Origin of the sequence: Citrobacter sp. RHB35-C21, from assembly GCF_013816515.1 — a bacterium.
Taxonomy (GTDB): Bacteria; Pseudomonadota; Gammaproteobacteria; order Enterobacterales; family Enterobacteriaceae; genus Citrobacter; species Citrobacter braakii.
In genome coordinates, this window is sequence record NZ_CP057147.1 from 5,066,539 (window position 1) to 5,090,670 (window position 24,132).

Genomic DNA, 24,132 nt, shown 5'->3' on the forward strand with positions numbered 1-24,132 from the left:
TTGCGGGGCTGGATATTACGGAGGTCTCGGTCTGCTGTCTAGTGCTTTTTTAAAATAAATTATCGTTTGGTCATGGTTTGTGCGTTTTGTCGCTTATTCCTGCAATTTTTGGGCTATGCCATGACGATTCAGGCCAAAAACCTTATAAATGAGCGTCACGGCCAGTAAGAAGATAATGCCAACAAACAGCGACATTCGGGTATCTTCATTAAAGTACATGCCGATTAATACGCAAATCAGGAACGCCATCGTCAAATAGTTCGCCCACGGGAACAGAATCGAGCGGAAGGGATGACTGGCGATCGCCGCTTTATGCGCCTGACGGAAACGTATCTGGCTTATCAGGATCACAAACCACGGCACCATCCCCGGCAGCACGCTGGCGCTATAGACATAAACGAACACACGCTGCGGGTTGGGAATGATGTAGTTCAGGCACGAACCAACCAGCAGGATCGCGATAGAAATAGCCACGCCGGCAACCGGCACGCCCTGGCGCGAAACTTTTCCAGCAGCGGCAGGTAGCTGGCGATTCTTTGCCAGCGCGTAAAGCATACGCCCACAACTGTACATCCCACTGTTACAGCCCGACAGCGCCGCCGTCAGGACCACAAAGTTAATAATCCCTGCCGCGGCGGTAATACCAATCTTGGCAAAGGTGAGAACAAACGGGCTACCGTTACTGCCAATCTCATTCCACGGGAAAATAGTGACGATAACAAAAATCGCACCGACGTAGAAAATCAGAATACGCCACAGCACTTTCCCTACTGCACTCCGCAGCGTGACCTGCGGATTCTTCGCTTCACCCGCAGTAATGCCGATCAGCTCCACGCCCTGGTAAGAAGCCACGACAATACACAATGCCGTCAGGAAGCCCTTCCAACCACCAGCAAAGAAGCCGCCGTGCTCGGTCAGGTTGCCAAAGCCGATCGCCTGACCGCCATTGCCAAAACCGAAGAAAATCACCCCTAATCCAATGACGATCATCACAATGATGGTGGTCACTTTAATCATGGCAAACCAGAACTCAATTTCACCATACAGGCGAACCGCGGCGAGATTTGCCAACGCAACCAGTCCGACAGCTATCAGTGCGGGTATCCATTGTGCCATTTCCGGGAACCAGAACTGGACGTACACCCCGATGGCGGTAATCTCTGATATCCCCACCGCCATCCACATAAACCAGTATGACCAGGCAGTGAGATAACCAAAGAAGGGGCTCATGTAACGATGGGCGTAAACAGCAAATGAACCGGCAACCGGCTCGAGGAATAACATCTCCCCCATAGAACGCATAATGAAAAAGACGAACAGCCCGGCGACGATGTATGCCAGCAGAACCGAAGGTCCCGCCCATTTCAGGGTACTGGCGGCCCCCATAAATAGCCCGACGCCAATAGTCCCCCCAAGGGCAATTAATTCGATGTGACGAGCCTCCAGCCCACGCTGTAGCTCAGGTTTGTTCTCGGCCATAAATCCTCTTGTTGTGTTTGCATACTGTCCGGTATTACCGGTTCTCGTTATGGGTACATCTTGTTATGCCATAACAGGCCATACGGCACCGACCGCTTAACGGTTGGCGTCAAAAACACCACGGCACTGCAATGATTGTTGCGAATGGTTTCCTAAAATCGCTTAAATGGCAATTAAAGCATTCAAAAAATAAATAGATTGTGCGAGAAAGCAGCGATTATGTTGTGAATAAGTAGCGTAATTAGCAGATCACGCTACTTATCAAAGGAGGGAGGGCGTCAGAGATTGCCGGTATAGTGCCAGCGGAGATAGCGTAATAAGCGAAGTTGACGAGTGATACGGCTTGGCTGCGACAATAAGCGATACAGCCACTCCAGCCCCAGACTCTGCCAGATTCGCGGCGCACGCTTAACGTGACCGGTAAAGACGTCGTAGGTACCACCCACGCCCATATAAAGCGCTTCAGGGTGAATCTTCCGGCAGTCACGCATAAAGATCTCTTGTTTCGGCGAGCCCATCGCCACCGTCACAATCTGCGCACCGCTGTCGTGGATACGTTCAAACAATGCCTGACGCTGGTCCGGGGTAAAATAACCGTCCTGACTGCCTACAATGTTCACGCGCCACTGGGCACGCAGTTTGGCTTCCGTTTGCGCCAGAACTTCAGGCTTGCCACCAATCAGGAAGACAGGCGTTCCTTCCTGCCCGGCTCGCGCCATAAGCGCTTCCCAAAGATCAGCCCCTGCCACGCGTGAAACCTGCGCCTGCGGGAATTTTTTGCGCACTGAGCGCACCACACTAATCCCATCCGCATATTTGAAGTCAGCGGCGTTGATCAGATCCCGCACTTCAGGGTTATCTTCTGCCGTCAGCATCTTCTCAGCGTTGATTGCCACCAGCGTTCCTGACCTGAGATGTCCCTCGGCAAACAGGTAATTTAGCGCATGCTGCATATCGCGCCAGCCAATCAATTGTAGCCCGCGCAGCGAGTAGAGTGGCGCAGTTGTGTTATCTGTCATTACGATCCTTCAATCTGTGTCCGGGGCAGCGATTTGATTCGTTTATGGATGAGTCCCGCACTATCGAATAGCCAAAACAGCAGTTTTGCCACCAGCAGACACACGCCGAAAATCACGAGGAAAAAGACCACTCGCGAGACAAACGAATCCAGCCCTTCACGTGCCAACACGATCATATTGAAAATAGCGCCAAAACAGAAACTGTGCAGAATCGCCGCCTTGTAGCGATTGGTTTCGCGGTTGCCTAACTCATACAGCCAGTCAAACCACTTGATGATGAGTCCAACGACAATCGCGCCTAACGGGATAAACAGCGCCCCGCCCATCACCACCAGTGAACCAATTAACGTCGGCGAAATCGCCAGACCTGAGTGGTTGTTCAACACTTCCCAGGTAAAGTAGTTCGCTGAGTTGAGGACAATACTCGGCCGCCCAGGCCACAGCCAGGAGGGGATAAAGACGTAGAAGTCACGGACAATCGGCGCCAGCCCCTGAAACTCAATATTGTGGTAATTTTGCAGCAACAGCGCCAGATTCTCCCACGGCGAGAAGGTGTCGCGCGTGAGGTACAGGAAGGTATAGAACGCCTCGTCGCCGCTAACGTTCATCCCATAGCGCTTCAGCGCCAGCCAGAACATCCCGACGATACCCAGCACGCCCGCGGCGGCCAACATCCACAGCGAAATCCAGCCGCGAATGATGCCGATAAACAAGAAGATGGCAAACGCAATGATGATATTGGCGCGCGTCCCGCCAACAATCATATAAGTCAGCAAACCAAACGCGACGGTACTCACCAGGAAGAATAACCACGCTTTGCTGTCCTGACGCAGGAAATAGACCACCAGCATTGCCGGAATGAAGAAGTAGAAGAAACGCTTCAGAGCGACGCCAGAGACTTCACTGGAAAAAATTTGGCTGTAGGATTGCAGTCTGAACAGCAGGAATCCGTTGTGCATAAAGAAGACGCCCACGCTCACCAATGCAATCGCCATCAGGATAACCCAGGTCAAATGCGCTTCAACGCGATTGATGGTAAATAGCGGCCTGCGTGGCTTATCCTCGACTCGCTTGCGAAGGCGTGTTTTATACGTCACGTAGTAGACGGCATAGAAACAGGCGGCTGACAGCAAGGCCTGCAGTAGGATCTCCGGCGGAGCCACTGCCACATCAAAACGGAACACCAGTATGCTGGTCAACGGGAACCCGAAGAAGAACGTCAGCAAAAACAGCAGTGAGAAGAAAACATTGAAGTTAAAACGTACGCGGCGGAATTCAAACCAGGTCAGCGTGGCGATAAACAAGGTGGAGAGCAGCCATACCACCAGCAGACCGCTAAATTGCATCAGGCTCATATGGTTTCTCCTGAAGCAATGCGCAGCGCGTTGTGCCACGGCTGCAGATAATTCGGGCTAAAGAAGGTGATTGTATTTTTATCTACCGATGCCAACTGGCGCTGCGCTTCGCGTACGACGCCTTCATTGAGTTCATCAGTGGTAAATAACACCGGGAGATTCTGTTCCACCATATCCTGCCAGAAGGGATTTTCACGGTTGAGCACACACGGGATACCGGCCTGAATCAGCAAACACAGGGTACCGATCCCCTGCTGACGGGCAAAAATAAAGTAACCCAAATCACACTGACGTAATAATGTCAGATAGGCATCAAATTCCAGCTTTTCACTTAAAATTTGCAGATTCTCAGCGCTAAACAATGCCAGGCCGGCCTGACGAACCTCGTCGATATAAGCCGTATTATTGGCGGGGTACCCCATCGGCACAATCACATTCACCGTGTCGCCGAACTGCTGATGGACGGCGCGTAGCGCGGCAATATGCTCATTGCTGCGATCGCCAGAGTTGCCAACCAGCACCGTCATCTTGCCGCTGCGCTGACACGCATTGCTCATATTATTGAGCGAGGGATCCATCCGCGTTGGGAAATAGAGCAACTCGCCACGCACGCGCGGATGCTGTTCGGCGAAATAGCTCAAATCACCCCGCGTGGCAAATACGCAGCCCACACGATTCTGCGCCATACGGCGAATGGGGTAAAACAGGCGAAATTTCAGTCCACTGGAGACTTCATATAAATCCGCGCCCCAGATATGCCAGTAAAACTGCTCCGGTTTAATTCCCCCGCTCAGCAGCGCTAACCACAGGCTGGTGTTGAACTGACCGTGGAAGAAAAAACGCTGTTGGCGATCCGCTTTTGCTTTCGCGATAACCGCTTCAGCCAGCGCCTTTTTCCCACCATAGAAGCTTAGCGATAACGCCGGGCAGTTCTCACTGAATCCGGCATCCTGACCTGCAACCATAAACGTGCGCGCGTGCTCGCTCGTCGCGGCCAGCGAGTCGTTGAAAAACCGCAGCACGGTTTGGTTATGGTGAGGGATATCCGATCCCAGAACGTGAATCAGTACAGTCATACCCGCCTACGCCAGAGTAAAAACACGCCACAACAAAGAGAGAAATAGACAATGTACGTTGCCATGTAAGCCTGCGCCGCGCCCAGCGCACCATGTGCAGGGATCAGCCAATGTGCAAACGCCGTCAATAACATGAACTGGCTAATTTCTGCCAAGATATAAAACCGCAGCGACGCTTTCGCGATCACCAGATAACCGAAAACATAGGCGCCGACTTTCAGCACATCACCGACCAGTTGCCAGGCGAACAGGTCGCGCATGGCGGTGAATTTAGCGGAGAAAAGCAGCCAGATAGCAAAATCGCGCAGTAGCCAGACGGTAAAGCTTGCGGCAGCAACCGCCGGCAGCACGAATTTCAACGACTTGATCACTTCGCGTGTAATGTCGCGCTTTTCAGTCAAACGCGACAACGTCGGCAGCAAGTAAACGCTGAATGAGGCGGTGATAAATTGCAGATAAGCATCGGAGATACTGCTCACCCCCTGCCAGATCCCCACATCATCCCAGCTGTACTGCGCCGCCAACAGGTTTCGCATCATCACATATGCCACTGGCAGCGTTACGGAGGTAATCAGCGCCATCAGCGTAAACTTGCTTAACTGCCCTGCCAGACCGTTATCCCACGAGGGTTTCAGGTAATGCAGGGGGATAGTCCCACGCTTAATCAGCATTATAGCGGCAGGGATAACGACCAGCGCAGGTACCAGCGCCAGGCCCAGCAAGGCGCCTTCATACCCTCCCAGGCGATAACAGCCATAATAAGCCGCTACGCCCACCAGGCTCCCCACAATCAACGACAGCGCGTTACCCGCCGCATCGCGGAAGCCCTTCATCAGCGCCAGCAGCAGGTTCGCCCAGGCAATGCCCATCTGCACCAGCGCAACCAGTCGAACCAGCCCCTGATAATGAGTATGACCAAATAATCCCTGACTGATAGGTGCGGCCGCCAGCAAAAAAATCACCGCCATCAGCGTAGAGAATCCCAGCACCATCGCGGAAGATGTACCGACCACCTTACGGAGCCGGGCCGGATCGTCATGATGCTGCGCAACGTATTTCGTGACGCCATTGAAAATGCCGGCCCCCGCCAACACGCCAAGCACGGTGACCATCTGGCGGAAGTTACCCGCCTGCCCCACGCCTGCCGGTCCAAACGACACCGCCAGCAACTTCACAACCAGCAAACCTGCACCAATTTTTACCAGCGTACTGGCCGCCGTCCATAAGGACGCTTTTGCAAGCGACATATCAGGCGAAGTAGTTGAGTAAGGTCGTAATGACTGTTCGCTGGTTCACCGGCGACAGATTGTAGAACAGCGGTAAACGCAGCAGGCGTTCGCTCTCTTTGGTGGTGTAACGATCAACACCGGCAAACACGCCGAATTTATCGCCAGCCGGGCAATCATGCAGCGGGATATAGTGGAACACCGCCATAATTTCAGCTTCTTTCAGGAAGTTAATCAACGCCGTGCGATCGTCGATATCACGCAGTTTGATGTAAAACATATGGGCATTCTGTACGCAACCCTCCGGTATCGAAGGCAGCTCAATACGTCCGGCACGCGCCAGCGGTTCCAGGGCATCGTAATACTTTTGCCACAGCGCCAGACGCTGCTGGTTAATACGATCAGCCGCTTCCAACTGCGCCCACAGATAAGCCGCCTGCAGATCGGACATCAAATAGCTGGAACCGATATCACGCCAGGTATACTTATCTACCTGGCCGCGGAAAAACTGACTACGGTTAGTCCCTTTTTCACGGATGATTTCTGCACGCTCGACTAATTTTTTATCATTAATCAGCGTCGCTCCACCTTCCCCGCCTGCGGTATAGTTTTTGGTCTCATGGAAGCTAAAGCAGCCGATGTGACCTATCGTACCCAGCGCACGCCCCTTGTAGGTCGACATGACGCCCTGGGCGGCATCTTCCACCACATACAGGTTATGTTTAGTGGCCAGCCCCATGATGGTATCCATTTCGCAGGCCACGCCCGCGTAATGTACCGGCACAATAGCGCGGGTTTTATCGGTGATCGCCGCTTCAATCAGCGTTTCGTCAATGTTCATGGTATCCGGGCGGATATCAACAAAGACGATTTTCGCGCCGCGCAACACGAAGGCATTGGCCGTAGAGACAAACGTGTAGCTCGGCATAATGACTTCATCGCCAGGCTGGATGTCCAGCAACAATGCCGCCATCTCAAGCGATGCGGTGCAGGAAGGCGTCAGCAGCACTTTCTCGCTGCCAAAATGCTGCTCCAGCCACTGCTGACAGCGACGGGTAAAGCCACCGTCACCACACAGTTTGCCGCTATTCATCGCAGACTGCATGTAATCGAGTTCAGTTCCCACCACCGGCGGTGCATTAAATGGAATCATCGTGTCACCTGTATAACCAATACGCGGTGCTTTCCACATTCGCACCACTGTGTATATAACGTTTAAGCGCGGCGGTGTTACCCATTTGGGTCGCCACGCGCAATGTTGTTTTACCGCGGGCCTGTGCCCAACAAAGCGCGGCCTGCATCAGTTCTGCACCCGCACCACGCCCGGCCAGCAGGCCAATTCGCGCCTCGGTCGCATTCAGTTCACGCAGCGAGACATAGCCACGAATCTCACCAGTCGGTTTACGAAAAATGAGGCATTGATGATCAAACGTCCCCAGCACCGCGTTTTCAATCCACTGTGCGTAGAAACGCGCGCTGGCATCTTCGGCATACCATGGGACGCGAAAACGGCTTTGCGCAAATGCCTGTCCTGCCAGATGGCGTAATACCGGGATATCCGTAGTTTGCGCAACCTGCGCACCGGGGTCGCCGCTGGCACACGTTACCGGCAGTACAAAATCGACTTCACCTTCTACCAGTGAGAACCCCAAATGCTGCAGAGCATCTAATTCATGGCTATTTGCGGCAAGTATTTTTGCTTGTACACGCGACCAGGGCAGCAACGCATCCGCGGTTAGAACCGGCGCGCGTTGGTCAAAACGGACAATGGCGCTATTCACGCCAAAGAACGTATTTTCCCAGCTAAGCGGCTCAATACTGGCGCGGATTTTCACCGCCAGACCCCTTTGGTATCAACGATGTACTGCTGTTGAACCGCATCGCCTTTGATGCCTTTAAATTCATTATGGTCAACCAACATGACCAACACATCAGCACGTGCCAGAGCATCGTCCAGCGTCGCCAGTTGGCAAAGACCATCCAGTTTTTTCGGCAGTTGATGGATGTTCGGTTCCACCACCAGCATTTCGCCTTTGTGCCATTGCGCAATATTCTGCGCAATTCCCATCGCCGGGCTTTCACGCAAATCGTCAATATTGGGTTTGAATGCCAGACCAAAACAGGCAATTTTCACTTCGCTAGCCCGTTTGTTGGTATCCGCCAGACAGTCGGCTACGGCAGCCTTCACCCGATCGACCACCCAATGCGGTTTACCATCGTTTACCTCACGTGCAGTACGGATCAATTTCGCCTGCTGCGGGTTCTGCGCCACGATAAACCACGGATCGACCGCGATACAGTGTCCACCTACGCCAGGGCCGGGCTGCAAAATATTCACGCGTGGATGGCGGTTTGCCAGGCGAATCAGTTCCCAGACGTTGATCCCCTGATCGGCGCAAATCAGCGACAGTTCATTGGCGAAGGCGATATTGACATCGCGAAAGCTATTTTCCGTCAGCTTACACATTTCTGCGGTGCGGGCGTTGGTTACCACACATTCGCCTTCGAGAAAGATGTTGTACAACTCGCTGGCGCGCGCGGAACAGACGGAGGTCATTCCTCCAATCACCCGATCGTTTTTAATCAGTTCGACCATTACCTGACCCGGCAGTACGCGCTCTGGGCAATAAGCAATGTTAACGTCCGCCTGTTCACCGACCTGCTGCGGGAAAGTCAGGTCAGCCCGCATTTCTGCAAGCCATGCGGCCATCTGTTCAGTTGCCCCGACAGGTGAAGTGGATTCCAGAATCACCAATGCGCCTTTTTTCAAAACTGGCGCAATAGATTTCGCCGCGGCTTCTACGTAGACCATATCGGGTTCATGATCTCCCTTGAACGGGGTAGGCACTGCAATCAGATACGCATCAGCATCTACGGGTGTCGCGCTAGCACGTAAAAACCCATTTTCGACCGCCGTTTTCACCACCGCACCCAGATCGGGCTCAACGATGTGAATTTCACCGCGATTAATGGTATCCACCGCATGTTGATTTATATCTACGCCAATTACGTGTTTTTGACGGGAAGCAAAGGCAGCCGCCGTTGGCAGTCCGATATAACCCAGCCCAATGACAGAAATGGTCGTAAAACTCATAGCGATATCCGATTATTTTTTAATGCATCTAAAATGCGGTCACATGCCAGCCCGTCTCCATACGGATTATGGGCGCGGCTCATGATCTGATATTCATTGTCGTCATGCAGTAAACGCGTGACTTCTTCAACAATCCGCTGTGGGTCTGTACCTACCAGACGTACAGTCCCTGCGGTAATAGCTTCCGGGCGCTCCGTTGTTTCACGCATCACCAGCACAGGTTTCCCCAGAGACGGCGCTTCTTCCTGAATCCCGCCGGAATCAGTAAGGATCAGCCAGGCGTGATTCATCAGCCATACGAATGGCAGGTAGTCCTGCGGTTCAATCAACACCACGTTTTCAACGTGACCCAGGATGCGATTGACCGGCTCACTGACGTTAGGGTTCAGGTGTACCGGATAGACAATCTGCACATTTTGGTTAGACGCGGCTATTTCCGCCAGGGCATGACAGATTTGCTCAAAACCGCGACCGAAGCTTTCCCGACGATGACCGGTCACCAGGATCATCTTTTTATCAGCATCCAGGAAAGGATAACGTTCGGCCAGATCCGCACGCAGCGTCTCATTTCCCAGTACGCGATCCCGAACCCAGATCAACGCGTCAATAACCGTATTACCCGTGACGAAAATACGATCATCAGGGATAGCTTCTCGTAACAGATTTTGCCGCGAGTTTTCTGTTGGGGCAAAATGATACATTGCCAGACGCCCGGTCAGCGTACGATTAGCCTCTTCCGGCCATGGTGAATAGAGATCGCCTGTACGTAAACCAGCCTCTACATGCCCCACCGGGATGCGCTGATAGAAAGCGGCCAGACTGGTAGCAATCGTGGTTGTGGTATCACCATGAACCAACACCACATCGGGTTTGAATTCAGCCAAAATAGGCTTTAACCCTTCTAGGATGCGGCAGGTTATTTCTGTTAGTCCCTGACCTGGCTGCATAATATTGAGATCGTAGTCAGGTACAATGGAAAAAAGATTCAACACCTGATCGAGCATCTCCCGATGCTGCGCCGTAACGCAAACTTTCGCCTCAAAATCAGGATCTTTTTCCAGCGCATGGACCAGAGGAGCCATCTTAATGGCCTCCGGTCGCGTACCAAATACAGTCAGTACTTTCACATCGATTCTCTTCGGATTGGCAGCGAGGGCCCAGCCCCTCACTGCAACGGCATTGCTAAATCGTACGGCGACGGGTTAACGCGACACCAGCACCGATCAGAGCCCCAACGATACCCCACATAATCATCAGGAAGGCGCGACGAGGGCTGTCACGTTTTACCGGCTCTTCCGGCGTTCTCAAATAACGATAGGTCTGAAAACGCGGATCTAAAGTTGGTCCAACGTTCAGGGTGTTCAGCATTGCCCTGTTCTGGAAATAGTCCAGATCGAAATCCGGACCAATTGACTGCAGATTCTCGAGTCGCGCCTGCAACATAGGACGTCCGAGTAAGAACAATTCTGAATCCGGTAATTCATCAGCTGGAACATCTGTGGAAGTACGCGAAATATTATGCTGCTCAGCAATTTTAAGCGCTTGTTCAATGCTGTGGACGCGGCGAGAGAAAATGGATTTTGCCACTTCTTCCTGACGTTTGACCTGCGCTTTCATCTGCACAGTGCGTGCAGCCCATGCGCCTTTTAACTCATCGTTCAGATGACGTGCCGCGCGTTGGCTGGCAAACGCGACGTACTGGCGCAGCAAATTGTTGGCATCAGGAGCCGTCTCGGCAATCAGCTTCACGTTGTCATTGGTATTACGCAGCGCATCGCCAGGTAAAAACTGAATGTTATTGATCAGTTCATCCAGCATCGCCGCATCGGCTTTGCTATTACCGACCATACGCTGCTTATAGTAATCAGTCTGCTGCCAGAATTCTCGGCGTGTATCCCAGGAGGCAAGCTGCATAATGAATTCTTTATAGGCCTCATCCATTACTGACGGTTGGTCCGTGGACGCAAGACTGGCCTTAATATCCAGGTTGCGTAAAAACTGTTGTTGAGAGTAAAAGCCACCCAACATATTGACCGTTGGCCTGTCAGTAATCGCCGTGGCGCTCCACTCCTGACGCGCAAAAAACGTATAGGCGAGGGCCGCTATCGCGAAGGCGAGAGCCATACCGACGATCCACACCTTCCCTGACCACAAGGTACGAAACAACCCACGGATATCCAGTTCATTTTCAGCGCTCACGGCGTCTTCCCCCGGTAATGGTTGTCTCATCGCATCCTCAATTTACTTGGTTAAGTTTGGTTTGCCTTCACGAATTCTTCGCAATCTGCGCTTCACTCGCTTGATAAATCTCGCTACCTTCCAGGCACGCTTGATACAGTAACCGTAGAGGCCAAAGGCCAGTAAAAAAAGCAACAACATGGCCCATTCAGGGACTAAGCGAAAATATTCAGCCAACACGCCGATAGACGCCAGTACCGCCGCAGCCAGCGTAATCAGAACAAATGCTTGTCGGGAAGTAAACCCTGCCCGCATCACCAAATGATGTATGTGTTGACGATCCGCGGAGAAAGGGCTCATGCCTTTTCGCAAACGTCGGTACATGATTGCCACCATATCCATCAATGGAATGGCAATAATCCACAGTGCAGTTACCGGGCTAATGGGGTGAGTTTTGCCCTGCGTAGTCTCCAGCAGGATCCAAATAATGGTGAAGCCAATCAGTGTACTGCCCGCGTCACCCATAAAAACTTTATAGCGACGTCCAAGGATGCCCAAATTTAGCAGGATATAAGGCAGAATGGCGGCGATCATGGCAAAACACCAGATAGCCAGACTCGTCTGACCATCAAACCACAAAATGAATCCCATCGCCGCAAATGAAACGCTGGACAACCCACCTAGCAGACCATCAATCCCATCCACCATATTGAAGGCATTTATTGCCGCCCAGACGGCAAACAGGGTGAGTAAATAACCGAACGGACCGAGCACCATCTCCCAGGGGCCAAAAATATACCCAAGGCTAAGAAGATAGAGTTTGCCAACCGACATCATAATAATGCCGATCGCGGCCTGGATAATCGCACGGATTTTTACACTGATATCAAAGCGATCGTCTAACGCGCCGACCAAAACTAATACACCAGCACAGGCCAGAAAGAGAGAAGCATGCGGGATGTAGTAGTCAGCAATGGCAAACGTAAAACATACACCTGCGTAAGCCGAAATCCCTCCAACCAACGGAATCAATCCCTGATGCCGTTTACGGAAGTTGGGTTTATCCACTAAACCAATCTTTTTTGCGACCTTGCGGGCAAAGAAAAGAAACAGTGTTGTGAATAAGAAAATACTGATGAGATCAGTGCTTACTGTCAGTAAATTCACAATGCATGCTCTCAGAGAATATTAATAGCAGAAGTATAACCACGAAGACCTATATTCAGAAGGGAAACCCGACTTCATACCCAATGGTTTTGTATAATTATCAACCACAAGAAACAGATTACGAATCTTTTTCTACTTGTTGGTACTTCATACCGTATTATCGTTATTGTGTCGTTAAGATTACAGCCACAAAAGCAAAACGCCACGTAAAAACGTGGCGTTTTCGGATGAGACCTGAATTACGAACGCTTCATCATATCGAAGAAGTCGTCGTTAGTCTTGGTCATCGCCAGCTTGTTAATGAGGAATTCCATGGCATCAATTTCACCCATCGGATGGATGATTTTGCGCAGGATCCACATTTTCTGCAGCTCTTCCTGAGTGGTGAGCAGCTCTTCTTTACGGGTACCGGAACGGTTGTAGTCGATAGCCGGGAAGACGCGTTTTTCAGCAATCTTACGAGAGAGATGCAGTTCCATGTTGCCGGTACCTTTAAACTCTTCGTAGATAACTTCATCCATTTTAGAGCCGGTATCGATCAGGGCAGTCGCGATGATGGTCAGGCTACCGCCCTCTTCCACGTTACGCGCCGCACCGAAGAAACGCTTCGGACGATGCAAGGCGTTGGCATCAACACCACCGGTCAGAACTTTACCGGAAGCCGGAACCACGGTGTTGTAAGCACGCGCCAGACGGGTGATGGAATCGAGCAGAATGATAACGTCTTTCTTGTGTTCAACCAGACGTTTCGCCTTCTCGATAACCATTTCCGCAACCTGAACGTGGCGGGAGGCTGGTTCGTCAAAGGTAGACGCAACCACTTCACCTTTTACCAGACGCTGCATCTCGGTAACTTCTTCCGGACGTTCGTCAATCAGCAGCACCATCAGCACGCAGTCCGGATGGTTGTAAGCAATGCTCTGCGCGATGTTCTGCAGCAGCATGGTTTTACCTGCTTTCGGCGGAGCAACAATCAGACCACGTTGGCCACGACCGATCGGTGATGCCAGATCCAGTACACGCGCCGTTAAGTCTTCAGTAGAACCGTTACCACGTTCCATACGCAGACGAGAGTTTGCGTGCAGCGGTGTTAAGTTCTCAAAGAGGATTTTGTTACGGGCGTTTTCTGGTTTGTCGTAGTTAACTTCGTTAACTTTCAACAGCGCAAAGTAGCGTTCACCTTCTTTCGGCGGGCGAATCTTACCAGAGATGGTATCACCAGTGCGGAGGTTGAAACGGCGGATTTGGCTGGGAGAAACGTAGATGTCATCAGGACCGGCGAGGTAGGAGCTGTCTGCAGAGCGGAGGAAACCAAATCCATCCTGCAATATCTCCAGCACACCGTCACCAAAGATATCTTCGCCACTCTTTGCGTGCTGCTTCAGGATGGCAAAAATAATGTCCTGCTTGCGCATACGAGCCAGGTTTTCAAGGCCCATATTTTCGCCGAGAGTGATCAGCTCAGAAACCGGCGTATTCTTTAATTCGGTAAGATTCATAATGGTGTGAGTTCTTAAACTTGGGGTAAATCTCGAACTTAATGTTGTGAATGGTATGGCAGGGTCATCCATGCCTGTTTACGGCCATCAACTCATGTCTGTTCGCTGTCTGGTCACAGGAAAGTACGCAGAACTGAAACGACAAGACGGATTGAGTGACAAGCCAGGAATCTGTCCACTTCTCGCGCGAGAAACAACGGGAAGTATTGGATATAACTAGATTCAAACTTAATAAGGTATGTTTAATACGAAGTCAACACTAACTTAGCACGACTCAAGTCGGGCGTCCAGTCATCCGAATCATTTCGAAGTATGGTCGCCCGATCATGAGACTTCCTTACGCTAAATTAGCGTCGAGGAATTCTTTCAACTGACCTTTGGATAGCGCGCCGACTTTAGTCGCCGCAACTTCGCCGTTTTTAAACAGCAGCAGGGTCGGGATGCCACGGATACCATACTTCGGCGCGGTGCCTGGGTTTTGGTCAATGTTCAGTTTAGCAACCGTCAATTTGCCCTGATATTCGTCAGCGATTTCATCCAGAATTGGAGCGATCATTTTGCACGGACCGCACCACTCTGCCCAGAAATCAACGAGGATAGCTCCGTCCGCTATGAGTACATCCGTGTCAAAACTGTCGTCAGTCAGGTGAATAATTTTATCGCTCATATTAACTCCACAGGAATAAGCCTGGTGCGTTGGTGTACTCTTAATCAACGACGTGTTGATGTAGCATTAACCAACTAAAGGTTGACTTTATTTCACCGGATACGCTTTCGTAAAGCAATAGTAAGCTGATATTCTACCACACTATGAGCAAAACACATTTAACAGAACAGAAGTTTTCCGACTTCGCCCTGCACCCAAAGGTGATAGAAGCCCTTGAAAATAAAGGCTTTCATAACTGCACGCCCATTCAGGCCCTCGCGCTGCCGCTAACGCTGGCAGGTCGTGATGTTGCAGGGCAGGCGCAAACCGGTACCGGAAAAACGATGGCGTTCCTGACGTCAACGTTTCATTATCTTCTCTCTCATCCCGCGATTGCCGATCGCAAGGTGAACCAACCGCGTGCGTTAATTATGGCGCCAACGCGTGAGTTAGCCGTGCAGATCCACGCTGACGCCGAGCCGCTGGCACAGACCACCGGTTTGAAATTAGGCCTGGCTTATGGCGGCGACGGTTATGACAAACAGCTGAAAGTGCTGGAAAGCGGCGTCGATATTCTTATCGGCACGACCGGTCGTCTCATCGACTATGCAAAACAGAACCACATTAACCTGGGCGCGATTCAGGTCGTGGTGCTGGATGAAGCCGATCGTATGTACGATCTGGGCTTTATCAAAGATATCCGTTGGCTGTTCCGTCGTATGCCGCCAACCACCCAACGTCTGAACATGCTGTTTTCTGCTACCCTCTCTTACCGCGTTCGCGAACTGGCGTTCGAACAGATGAATAACGCCGAGTACGTTGAAGTCGAACCGGAACAGAAGACAGGTCACCGTATTAAAGAAGAGCTCTTCTATCCTTCCAACGAAGAGAAAATGCGTTTGCTGCAAACGCTGATTGAAGAAGAGTGGCCAGATCGCGCCATCGTCTTTGCTAACACCAAGCATCGTTGTGAAGATATCTGGGGTAGTCTTGCCGCTGACGGTCATCGCGTCGGTCTGCTGACCGGTGACGTGGCGCAGAAAAAACGTCTGCGTATCCTTGATGAGTTCACCCGTGGCGATCTCGACATTCTCGTTGCGACGGATGTCGCCGCGCGTGGTCTGCATATCCCAGCCGTAACGCACGTATTTAACTATGACCTGCCGGATGACTGTGAAGATTACGTTCACCGTATCGGTCGTACCGGTCGCGCCGGAGCAAGCGGTCACTCTATCAGCCTGGCGTGTGAAGAATATGCGCTGAATTTACCAGCAATCGAGACCTATATCGGTCACTCGATCCCGGTCAGCAAGTACAACCCGGATGCACTGATGACCGATCTGCCGAAGCCGTTACGCTTAACGCGTCCGCGCACAGGCAATGGCCCACGCCGTACCGGTGGTGCTCCGCGTAATCGTCGTCGTTCAGGTTAACGTTAGATATGCTCACAACCACTTCGCTGTACGCCGCAATTGATTTAGGCTCGAATAGTTTTCATATGCTGGTTGTACGCGAGGTGGCGGGAAGCATTCAGACGCTCACGCGTATTAAACGCAAGGTGCGTCTGGCCGCTGGTCTCAACAGCGACAACGTTCTTTCCGCTGAAGCTATGGAGCGCGGCTGGCAATGCCTGCGCCTGTTTGCTGAACGTCTGCAGGATATCCCTCAGCCGCAAATCCGCGTGGTCGCCACGGCAACATTACGCATCGCGGTAAACGCCGATGAGTTTATCGCCAAAGCGCAAGAGATCCTCGGCTGTCCTGTCCAGGTCATCAGCGGCGAAGAAGAAGCGCGGCTGATTTATCAAGGTGTTGCCCACACCACCGGCGGCGCCGATCAGCGTCTGGTCGTTGATATTGGCGGAGCCAGCACTGAACTGGTTACCGGCTCCGGCGCGCAAACCACCTCTCTGTTCAGCCTGTCAATGGGCTGCGTCACCTGGCTCGAAAGGTATTTCACCAATCGTAATCTGGCACAGGAAAACTTTGACGAAGCAGAGAAAGCGGCTCGCGAAGTTCTGCGCCCAGTCGCCGACAAACTGCGTTTTCATGGCTGGAAAGTTTGCGTTGGTGCCTCTGGCACCGTCCAGGCGTTACAGGAAATCATGATGGCGCAAGGCATGGATGAGCGCATTACGTTGGCCAAGCTTCAGCAGCTTAAACAGCGCGCCATTCATTGTGGTCGTCTGGAAGAGCTGGAAATAGAAGGGTTAACGCTGGAACGCGCACTGGTTTTTCCCAGCGGACTGGCCATTCTGATCGCCATTTTCACCGAACTGAATATTCAATGCATGACTCTGGCCGGCGGCGCACTACGCGAAGGTCTGGTCTACGGCATGCTGCACTTGCCGGTTGATCAGGACATTCGCAGCCGTACGCTGCGTAATATTCAGCGTCGATTTATGGTCGACACCGATCAGGCGAATCGCGTCACGCAATTGGCTGTACATTTACTCGAACAGGTGAAAGATGAGTGGCATCTTGAAGCCATTAGTCGTGAACTGCTGCAAAGTGCCTGTCAGTTGCATGAAATAGGACTGAGCGTAGAGTATAAGCAGGCGCCGCTGCATGCCGCCTGGCTGGTACGTAATCTCGATCTCCCGGGCTTTACTCCCGCGCAGAAAAAACTGTTAGCCACGCTGTTGCTCAACCAAACTAATCCGGTCGATCTCTCTTCACTCCACCAGCAAAACGCTGTGCCACCACGCATCGCGGAGCACCTTTGCCGTTTGCTACGCCTGGCGATCATTTTCGCCGCTCGCCGTCGCGACGATTTAGTGCCACATATCACCCTGCAAGCTCAGGATGAGAATCTGACGTTAACGCTACCGGAAGGCTGGCTGGAACATCATCCATTAGGTACAGAGTTAATCGATCAGGAAATACAGTGGCAAAGCTATGTCCACTGGCCGCTGGAAGTGCATTAGATGCTGGCTGCCGGATAGCGCTTACACTTATCCGGCCTACAAAATACTTATTTCTCTTTGGCTTTCGCCATCATTGCCCGAATATTAGCAATGCTGGCCTGCCCTTTTTGCATCCGCTCCTCGGCACTCACCACTTTACGCTCCTGTTCCCAGATAACGTCATCCTGTGGTAGTTCCAACAGGAAACGGCTCGGTTCCGGTCGTACCAGTTCACCGTACTGACGGCGCTCTTTACACAGCGTGAAGATAAGTTCTTTCTGCGCACGTGTAATCCCGACGTAAGCCAGACGACGCTCTTCGTCGATGTTGTCTTCATCGATGCTGCTCTGGTGCGGCAAAAATCCTTCTTCCATTCCCACCATAAATACGTACGGGAACTCCAGTCCTTTTGAAGCATGCAGCGTCATTAACTGCACCTGATCCAACTCTTCTTCGCTCTCTCCGCGCTCCATCATGTCGCGCAGGGTAAAGCGGGTAACGACCTGAGTCAGGGTCATTGGCTCTTCCAGCTCACTACCTTCCAGCATCTCCGTCATCCAGCTGAACAGCGTGTTGACGTTTTTCATACGCATTTCGGCCGCTTTCGGGCTCGGCGAGGTTTCATACAGCCAGGATTCGTAATCAATGCCGTGGATCAGATCGCGCACGGCGGCAACCGGCTCGCGCTCCGCCAGACGTTGAATTTCACCCAGCCAGTGCGTAAAGCGGGTCAGAGAATCATATCCGCGCCCGGTTAGCGTCTGGCTAAGTCCCATATCAAAGCTGGCGGTAAACAGGCTTTTATTACGCGTCATCGCCCATTCCCCCAGCTTTTGCAGCGTGGCCGGACCGATTTCACGCTTAGGGGTGTTTACGATGCGCAAAAATGCACTGTCATCATCCGGGTTGCTGAGCACGCGCAGATAGGCCAGCAGATCTTTAATCTCCGGACGTGAGAAGAACGACGTCCCGCCGGAAATTTTGTATGGGATGCGGTTCTGCATCAGAAACTTTTCGAACACTCGCGACTGATGATTACCGCGGTACAGGATGGCGTAGTCTTTATACTGCGTCTTGTTCACAAAGTGATGGGCAATCAGTTCCCCGGTCACGCGTTCCGCTTCGTGCTCTTCATTATTCGCACTCAACACCTTCAGCTCAGCGCCGTAGCCCAGCTCAGAAAAGAGCCGTTTTTCAAAGACGTGTGGGTTGTTAGCAATAAGGATGTTCGCCGCCTTCAGGATACGCCCTGATGAACGATAGTTTTGCTCCAGCTTCACCACCTGCAGCGCCGGAAAATCTTTGCTTAACAGCACCAGGTTCTGCGGACGTGCACCGCGCCAGGAGTAGATCGACTGATCGTCATCACCCACGACGGTAAAGCGCGCGCGTTTCCCCACCAGCAACTTCACCAACTCGTACTGGCTGGTGTTGGTATCCTGATATTCATCCACCAGCAGGTAGCGGATTCGATTTTGCCAACGCTCACGTACTTCTTCATTGCGCTGCAACAGCAGCGTGGGGAGCAGGATCAGATCGTCAAAATCGAGGACGTTACACGCCTTCATATGCGCGTCATACAGACCATAGCAGTGGGCAAAAATACGATCGCGTTCACCCTTTGCACTGGCTGCCGCCTGCGCTGGGGTCATCAGATCGTTTTTCCAGTTGGAGATCGTTGAAATCAACTGTTGAAGGATAAGCTTATCGTCTTCAATTAGCCCTTCGGTCAATTCCTTAAGCAGGGCCACCTGGTCAGTATCATCAAACAACGAGAAGTTCGACTTCATCCCTAGCGCGGCGTATTCACGCTTAATGACATCCAGTCCCAGAGTGTGGAAAGTAGAGATCATCAACCCGCGCGCTTCTTTACGACCCAACGTTTGCGCCACACGCTCTTTCATCTCGCGCGCAGCCTTATTGGTAAAGGTTACTGCCGCAATATGTCGTGCCTGATAGCCACATTCACGGATCAGATGTGCGATTTTGTTAGTGATAACACGCGTCTTACCGGAACCCGCTCCCGCCAGCACCAGGCAAGGTCCGGTGACGAATTCGACGGCTTGTTGTTGTCCGGGGTTCAAACGCATAGAGGATTGCTCAATCTGTAAACACGGGGATGTGGATTGTAGCAGAAAGTGACGCCAGGGGGATCGGTCATAGCCCATCGCCGAAGACCATGGATTACATGCTACTATTGCGCCCTGATTTATCACTCAACTCAGAGCACAAACCATGGCAAAAACAGCATCAGCAGTGCATATCCTTGTTAAAGAAGAGAAACTGGCTCTCGATCTTCTGGAACAAATCAAAAATGGCGCCGATTTTGGTAAACTGGCGAAGAAACACTCTATCTGCCCGTCGGGCAAACGCGGCGGCGATTTAGGCGAATTCCGTCAGGGCCAGATGGTTCCGGCGTTTGATAAAGTGGTGTTCTCCTGCCCGGTGCTGGAGCCAACCGGCCCACTGCACACTCAGTTCGGTTACCACATCATTAAAGTGCTGTACCGTAACTAATAGAAAGCCCGGTGTGTTAAAACACCGGGCTTTTTTTTGCCAAATTGCAGCCTCTTAGCCAGCTACAGCAATGCGTTTCATATCAGTCATATAGCCACGCAATTTCTGGCCCACTTTCTCGATAGCATGGCTGCGAATAGCATCGTTTACGTCGCGCAGCTGCGCGTTGTCTACCGCACCTTCGGCAATCGCTTTGCCCAGATCCCCGGTTTGCAGGGTGGTCATGAACTCTTTCAGCAGCGGTACGCATGCGTAAGAGAACAGGTAGTTACCGTATTCTGCGGTATCGGAAATGACAACGTTCATTTCGTACAGGCGCTTACGGGCGATGGTGTTCGCGATCAGCGGCAGTTCGTGCAGTGATTCGTAGTAAGCAGACTCTTCGATGATGCCGGAATCCACCATGGTTTCAAACGCCAGCTCAACGCCAGCCTTCACCATCGCGATCATCAGCACGCCTTTATCGAAGTACTCCTGCTCGCCAATTTTACCTTCAAACTGCGGCGCGGTTTCGAACGCGGTTTTGCCGGTCTCTTCACGCCAGGTCAGCAGTTTCTTATCGTCGTTGGCCCAGTCAGCCATCATGCCTGAAGAGAATTCACCGGAGATAATGTCATCCATGTGTTTCTGGAACAGTGGCGCCATGATCTCTTTCAGCTGTTCGGACAGCGCATAAGCACGCAGTTTCGCTGGGTTAGACAGACGATCCATCATCAGGGTGATACCGCCCTGCTTCAGCGCTTCGGTGATGGTTTCCCAGCCGAACTGAATCAGTTTTTCGGCGTAAGCCGGGTCAGTACCCTCTTCCACCAGCTTGTCGAAGCACAGCAGAGAGCCAGCCTGCAGCATACCGCACAGAATTGTCTGCTCGCCCATCAGGTCAGATTTCACTTCCGCAACGAAGGACGATTCCAGCACGCCTGCACGGTGACCGCCAGTGGCCGCAGCCCATGCTTTGGCAATCGCCATGCCTTCGCCTTTCGGATCGTTTTCCGGGTGAACGGCGATCAGGGTTGGAACACCAAAACCACGTTTGTACTCTTCACGCACTTCGGTACCCGGACACTTCGGCGCAACCATCACCACAGTGATATCTTTACGGATCTGCTCGCCTACTTCGACGATGTTGAAACCGTGGGAGTAGCCCAGCGCCGCGCCATCTTTCATCAGCGGCTGTACGGAACGTACAACGTCGGAGTGCTGTTTGTCCGGAGTCAGGTTAACCACCAGATCTGCCTGCGGGATCAGTTCTTCATAAGTACCTACTTTGAAGCCATTTTCGGTCGCTTTGCGCCACGAAGCGCGCTTCTCAGCAATCGCTTCTTTACGCAGGGCGTAGGAGATATCCAGACCGGAGTCGCGCATGTTCAGGCCTTGGTTAAGCCCCTGAGCACCACACCCGACGATGACCACTTTTTTACCCTGAAGGTAGCTTGCGCCATCGGCGAATTCGTCGCGACCCATAAAGCGACATTTGCCCAGCTGCGCCAGCTGCTGACGCAGGTTCAGTGTATTAAAGTAGTTAGCCATGGTGATACCTCGTGATGTTGTACTGTCTTATTGTTCGGTTCGCGTTTCAGCGAGAATGAACCCACATTACAACAGGAAATTTATTGCGGAAATTGATATATTCACAACATCACATTGCAATATCTGCAACGTAGAAAATCGGAGGCTCGTCCGTGGATTTACGCGATCTGAAAATGTTCCTGCATCTGGCGGAAAGCCGCCACTTTGGCCGCAGTGCGCGGGCAATGCACGTCAGCCCCTCCACACTCTCACGCCAGATCCAACGGCTGGAAGAAGATCTCGGCCAGGCGCTGTTTGTGCGCGATAACCGTACGGTCACGCTGACCGAAGCAGGCGAAGAGCTGCGAGTGTTTGCCCAGCAGACGCTGTTGCAGTATCAACAATTGCGCCACACCCTCGATCAACAGGGACCGTCGCTGTCGGGTGAGCTGCATATCTTCTGCTCGGTTACCGCCGCCTACAGCCACCTGCCGCCAATTCTCGACCGCTTTCGCGCCGAGCACCCCTCGGTTGAAATTAAGCTCACCACCGGCGATGCCGCTGACGCAATGGACAAAGTGGTCACCGGAGAGGCCGATCTGGCAATAGCGGGTAAGCCGGAGACGCTGCCCGGCGCAGTAGCATTCTCGATGCTGGAGAATTTAACGGTAGTGTTGATCGCACCAGCATTGCCTTGCCCGGTACGGAATCAGGTTTCGGTCGATAAGCCGGACTGGTCGACGGTGCCGTTTATCATGGCCGACCAGGGGCCGGTACGCCGCCGCATCGAGTTGTGGTTCCGCCGTCACAAAATCAGCAACCCATCGATTTACGCCACGGTCGGGGGGCACGAAGCGATGGTCTCGATGGTGGCGCTGGGTTGCGGCGTGGCTCTGCTGCCGGAAGTGGTGCTGGAAAATAGCCCGGAGCCGGTACGGAATCGCGTGATGATTTTAGAACGCAGCGACGAAAAAACACCGTTCGAGCTGGGTGTCTGCGCGCCGAAAAAACGGCTGCATGAGCCGCTCATAGACGCGTTCTGGAAGATTGTTCTGGAGCGTAAATCCGCCGAGTAGCGCCAGCATCAGGCCTAAAATCAGTGGTAGATTCAGTATTGGCACTCCTTTTCTGTATAATGTCCCGTGCCATAATAGATGTGGGGGGCTTGTTAACCATCACGTTTAGCAAGCCAGAACAGACGGTGTCATTGCGCACTTGACAGCGAAAATACAAACTTAATTAGCCATCATTATGATAATCAAACCAAAAATTCGTGGATTCATCTGTACAACGACCCATCCGACTGGCTGCAAAGTCAATGTGGAAAAACAGATCGATTATGTGAAGAAAAACGGGAAAATCGCTAACGGCCCTTCCCGCGTGCTGGTCATCGGTGCTTCCACCGGTTACGGCCTTGCTTCCAGAATTTCCGCCGCGTTTGGCAGCGGAGCCGCCACTATCGGCGTATTTTTCGAAAAACCAGGCACGGAAACCAAGCCAGGTTCCGCGGGCTGGTATAACTCTGCAGCCTTCGATGAGGCCGCAAAACGTGAAGGTCTGTATTCCAAAAGCATCAACGGCGACGCGTTCTCCGACGAGTGTCGCGACGAAGTTATCAAACTGATCAAAGAAGACCTGGGTCAGATTGACCTGGTGGTTTACTCACTGGCATCTCCGGTACGTAAAATGCCGAAAACCGGTGAAATCGTCCGTTCTGCGCTGAAGCCAATCGGTGAGGTTTATACCTCTAAAGCGATCGATACCAACAAAGATCAGATCATAACCGCCAGCATTGAGCCGGCAACCGAAGAAGAAGTTCAGAACACCGTCACCGTCATGGGCGGCGAAGACTGGGAACTGTGGATGGGCGCGCTGAGCGAAGCAGGCGTGCTGGCTGACGGCGTGAAAACCGTTGCCTACTCCTACATCGGTACTGACCTGACCTGGCCAATCTACTGGCACGGCGCGCTGGGCAAAGCAAAAGAAGATCTCGACCGCGCGGCAGGCGCGCTGCGTAATCAACTGGCTCCGCTGAACGGTTCCGCTAACGTTGCTGTACTGAAATCCGTTATCACGCAGGCCTCTTCTGCTATTCCGGTGATGCCGCTGTACATCTCCATGGTCTTCAAGCTGATGAAAGAACAAGGCATTCATGAAGGCTGCATCGAGCAGATCAACCGTCTGATGACCACCAGCCTGTACGGCGATAAAGTGGCGCTTGATGACAACCAGCGTATCCGTATGGATGACTGGGAACTGCGTGAAGACATTCAGCAGGCATGCCGCGATCTGTGGCCGCTGATCACCACCGAAAACCTGGCGCAAAAAACGGACTATGCAGGATATAAGCAGGAATTCCTGAATCTGTTCGGTTTTGGTCTCGACGAAGTGGATTACGATGCGGATGTAAACACCGAAGTCGAATTCGAAGTCATCACGCTGTAATCTGCTGATACAGTTGC

The 24,132-nt window shown here is 52.3% G+C and carries 21 protein-coding genes; 5 read left to right on the forward strand and 16 right to left on the reverse strand.

The features are described 5' to 3' along the window. Positions 1-93: 93 nt before the first annotated feature. From HVZ39_RS24485 to trxA, 14 genes are all read right to left on the reverse strand, one after another. Positions 94-1,479 (reverse strand): amino acid permease, encoded by a 1,386-nt coding sequence (locus tag HVZ39_RS24485; protein WP_181633067.1) that lies wholly within the window; start codon positions 1,477-1,479, stop codon positions 94-96. A 278-nt stretch (positions 1,480-1,757) separates the two neighbouring features. After that, positions 1,758-2,498 carry a lipopolysaccharide N-acetylmannosaminouronosyltransferase gene (gene wecG / locus HVZ39_RS24490; protein WP_101701053.1) on the reverse strand — a complete coding sequence of 247 codons (741 nt, stop codon included), beginning with the start codon at positions 2,496-2,498 and terminating at the stop codon, positions 1,758-1,760. Beyond that, positions 2,498-3,853 carry an ECA oligosaccharide polymerase gene (wzyE, locus tag HVZ39_RS24495; protein ID WP_016155117.1) on the reverse strand — a complete coding sequence of 452 codons (1,356 nt, stop codon included), beginning with the start codon at positions 3,851-3,853 and terminating at the stop codon, positions 2,498-2,500. Before wzyE ends, wecG begins: the two co-directional genes overlap by 1 nt. Beyond that, the gene (locus HVZ39_RS24500) at positions 3,850-4,929 is read right to left on the reverse strand and encodes a TDP-N-acetylfucosamine:lipid II N-acetylfucosaminyltransferase (RefSeq protein ID WP_181633068.1); all 1,080 of its coding nucleotides are present in this window, start codon (positions 4,927-4,929) and stop codon (positions 3,850-3,852) included. Before HVZ39_RS24500 ends, wzyE begins: the two co-directional genes overlap by 4 nt. Continuing rightward, positions 4,926-6,176, reverse strand: a complete 1,251-nt coding sequence (gene wzxE, locus HVZ39_RS24505) for a lipid III flippase WzxE (protein WP_019078442.1) — start codon at positions 6,174-6,176, stop codon at positions 4,926-4,928. Before wzxE ends, HVZ39_RS24500 begins: the two co-directional genes overlap by 4 nt. Before the next feature lies 1 nt (position 6,177). Then, positions 6,178-7,308 (reverse strand): dTDP-4-amino-4,6-dideoxygalactose transaminase, encoded by a 1,131-nt coding sequence (gene rffA / locus HVZ39_RS24510; protein WP_016155114.1) that lies wholly within the window; start codon positions 7,306-7,308, stop codon positions 6,178-6,180. 4 nt (positions 7,309-7,312) lie between these two features. After that, positions 7,313-7,990, reverse strand: coding sequence for a dTDP-4-amino-4,6-dideoxy-D-galactose acyltransferase (gene rffC, locus HVZ39_RS24515; RefSeq protein WP_181633069.1), 678 nt, complete (start codon positions 7,988-7,990; stop codon positions 7,313-7,315). Continuing rightward, entirely contained in the window at positions 7,987-9,249 is a 1,263-nt protein-coding gene (gene wecC, locus HVZ39_RS24520) for a UDP-N-acetyl-D-mannosamine dehydrogenase (protein ID WP_047358756.1), read from the reverse strand. Before wecC ends, rffC begins: the two co-directional genes overlap by 4 nt. Continuing rightward, entirely contained in the window at positions 9,246-10,376 is a 1,131-nt protein-coding gene (gene wecB, locus HVZ39_RS24525) for a UDP-N-acetylglucosamine 2-epimerase (non-hydrolyzing) (RefSeq protein ID WP_029139774.1), read from the reverse strand. Before wecB ends, wecC begins: the two co-directional genes overlap by 4 nt. A gap of 55 nt (positions 10,377-10,431) precedes the next feature. Then, positions 10,432-11,478, reverse strand: coding sequence for an ECA polysaccharide chain length modulation protein (gene wzzE / locus HVZ39_RS24530; protein WP_181633070.1), 1,047 nt, complete (start codon positions 11,476-11,478; stop codon positions 10,432-10,434). Between the two features lie 12 nt (positions 11,479-11,490). Continuing rightward, positions 11,491-12,594, reverse strand: coding sequence for a UDP-N-acetylglucosamine--undecaprenyl-phosphate N-acetylglucosaminephosphotransferase (gene wecA / locus HVZ39_RS24535; RefSeq protein ID WP_016155107.1), 1,104 nt, complete (start codon positions 12,592-12,594; stop codon positions 11,491-11,493). A 239-nt stretch (positions 12,595-12,833) separates the two neighbouring features. Beyond that, positions 12,834-14,093 (reverse strand): transcription termination factor Rho, encoded by a 1,260-nt coding sequence (gene rho, locus HVZ39_RS24540; protein ID WP_002437993.1) that lies wholly within the window; start codon positions 14,091-14,093, stop codon positions 12,834-12,836. Positions 14,094-14,180: 87 nt separating this feature from the next. Beyond that, positions 14,181-14,300, reverse strand: coding sequence for a rho operon leader peptide (locus HVZ39_RS24545; RefSeq protein ID WP_049259789.1), 120 nt, complete (start codon positions 14,298-14,300; stop codon positions 14,181-14,183). Positions 14,301-14,430: 130 nt separating this feature from the next. Further along, the gene (gene trxA, locus HVZ39_RS24550) at positions 14,431-14,760 is read right to left on the reverse strand and encodes a thioredoxin TrxA (RefSeq protein ID WP_181633071.1); all 330 of its coding nucleotides are present in this window, start codon (positions 14,758-14,760) and stop codon (positions 14,431-14,433) included. A 143-nt stretch (positions 14,761-14,903) separates the two neighbouring features. On the opposite strand from trxA, the gene rhlB reads away from it, so the two are divergent. Together rhlB and gppA are read left to right on the forward strand one after the other, a co-directional pair. Next, entirely contained in the window at positions 14,904-16,172 is a 1,269-nt protein-coding gene (gene rhlB, locus HVZ39_RS24555) for an ATP-dependent RNA helicase RhlB (protein ID WP_003829013.1), read from the forward strand. Positions 16,173-16,180: 8 nt separating this feature from the next. Beyond that, positions 16,181-17,665 (forward strand): guanosine-5'-triphosphate,3'-diphosphate diphosphatase, encoded by a 1,485-nt coding sequence (gppA, locus tag HVZ39_RS24560; RefSeq protein ID WP_016157837.1) that lies wholly within the window; start codon positions 16,181-16,183, stop codon positions 17,663-17,665. A 47-nt stretch (positions 17,666-17,712) separates the two neighbouring features. On the opposite strand, the gene rep is transcribed toward gppA, so the two are convergent. Beyond that, a complete protein-coding gene (gene rep, locus HVZ39_RS24565) occupies positions 17,713-19,734 on the reverse strand; it encodes a DNA helicase Rep (RefSeq protein ID WP_016157836.1) in 2,022 nt (673 codons plus the stop codon). Between the two features lie 145 nt (positions 19,735-19,879). On the opposite strand from rep, the gene ppiC reads away from it, so the two are divergent. After that, positions 19,880-20,161 (forward strand): peptidylprolyl isomerase PpiC, encoded by a 282-nt coding sequence (ppiC, locus tag HVZ39_RS24570; protein WP_016155104.1) that lies wholly within the window; start codon positions 19,880-19,882, stop codon positions 20,159-20,161. Positions 20,162-20,215: 54 nt separating this feature from the next. On the opposite strand, the gene ilvC is transcribed toward ppiC, so the two are convergent. Continuing rightward, positions 20,216-21,691: a ketol-acid reductoisomerase gene (gene ilvC / locus HVZ39_RS24575; RefSeq protein ID WP_003844614.1), complete on the reverse strand. Its 1,476-nt coding sequence runs from the start codon at positions 21,689-21,691 to the stop codon at positions 20,216-20,218. Between the two features lie 152 nt (positions 21,692-21,843). Here ilvC and ilvY point away from each other — a divergent pair, with 152 nt between their 5' ends. Beyond that, on the forward strand, positions 21,844-22,746 hold the full coding sequence (ilvY, locus tag HVZ39_RS24580) for an HTH-type transcriptional activator IlvY (protein WP_016155102.1): 903 nt from the start codon (positions 21,844-21,846) through the stop codon (positions 22,744-22,746). A 175-nt stretch (positions 22,747-22,921) separates the two neighbouring features. Then, positions 22,922-24,115: an enoyl-ACP reductase FabV gene (gene fabV, locus HVZ39_RS24585; protein WP_016155101.1), complete on the forward strand. Its 1,194-nt coding sequence runs from the start codon at positions 22,922-22,924 to the stop codon at positions 24,113-24,115. Positions 24,116-24,132: the final 17 nt, after the last annotated feature.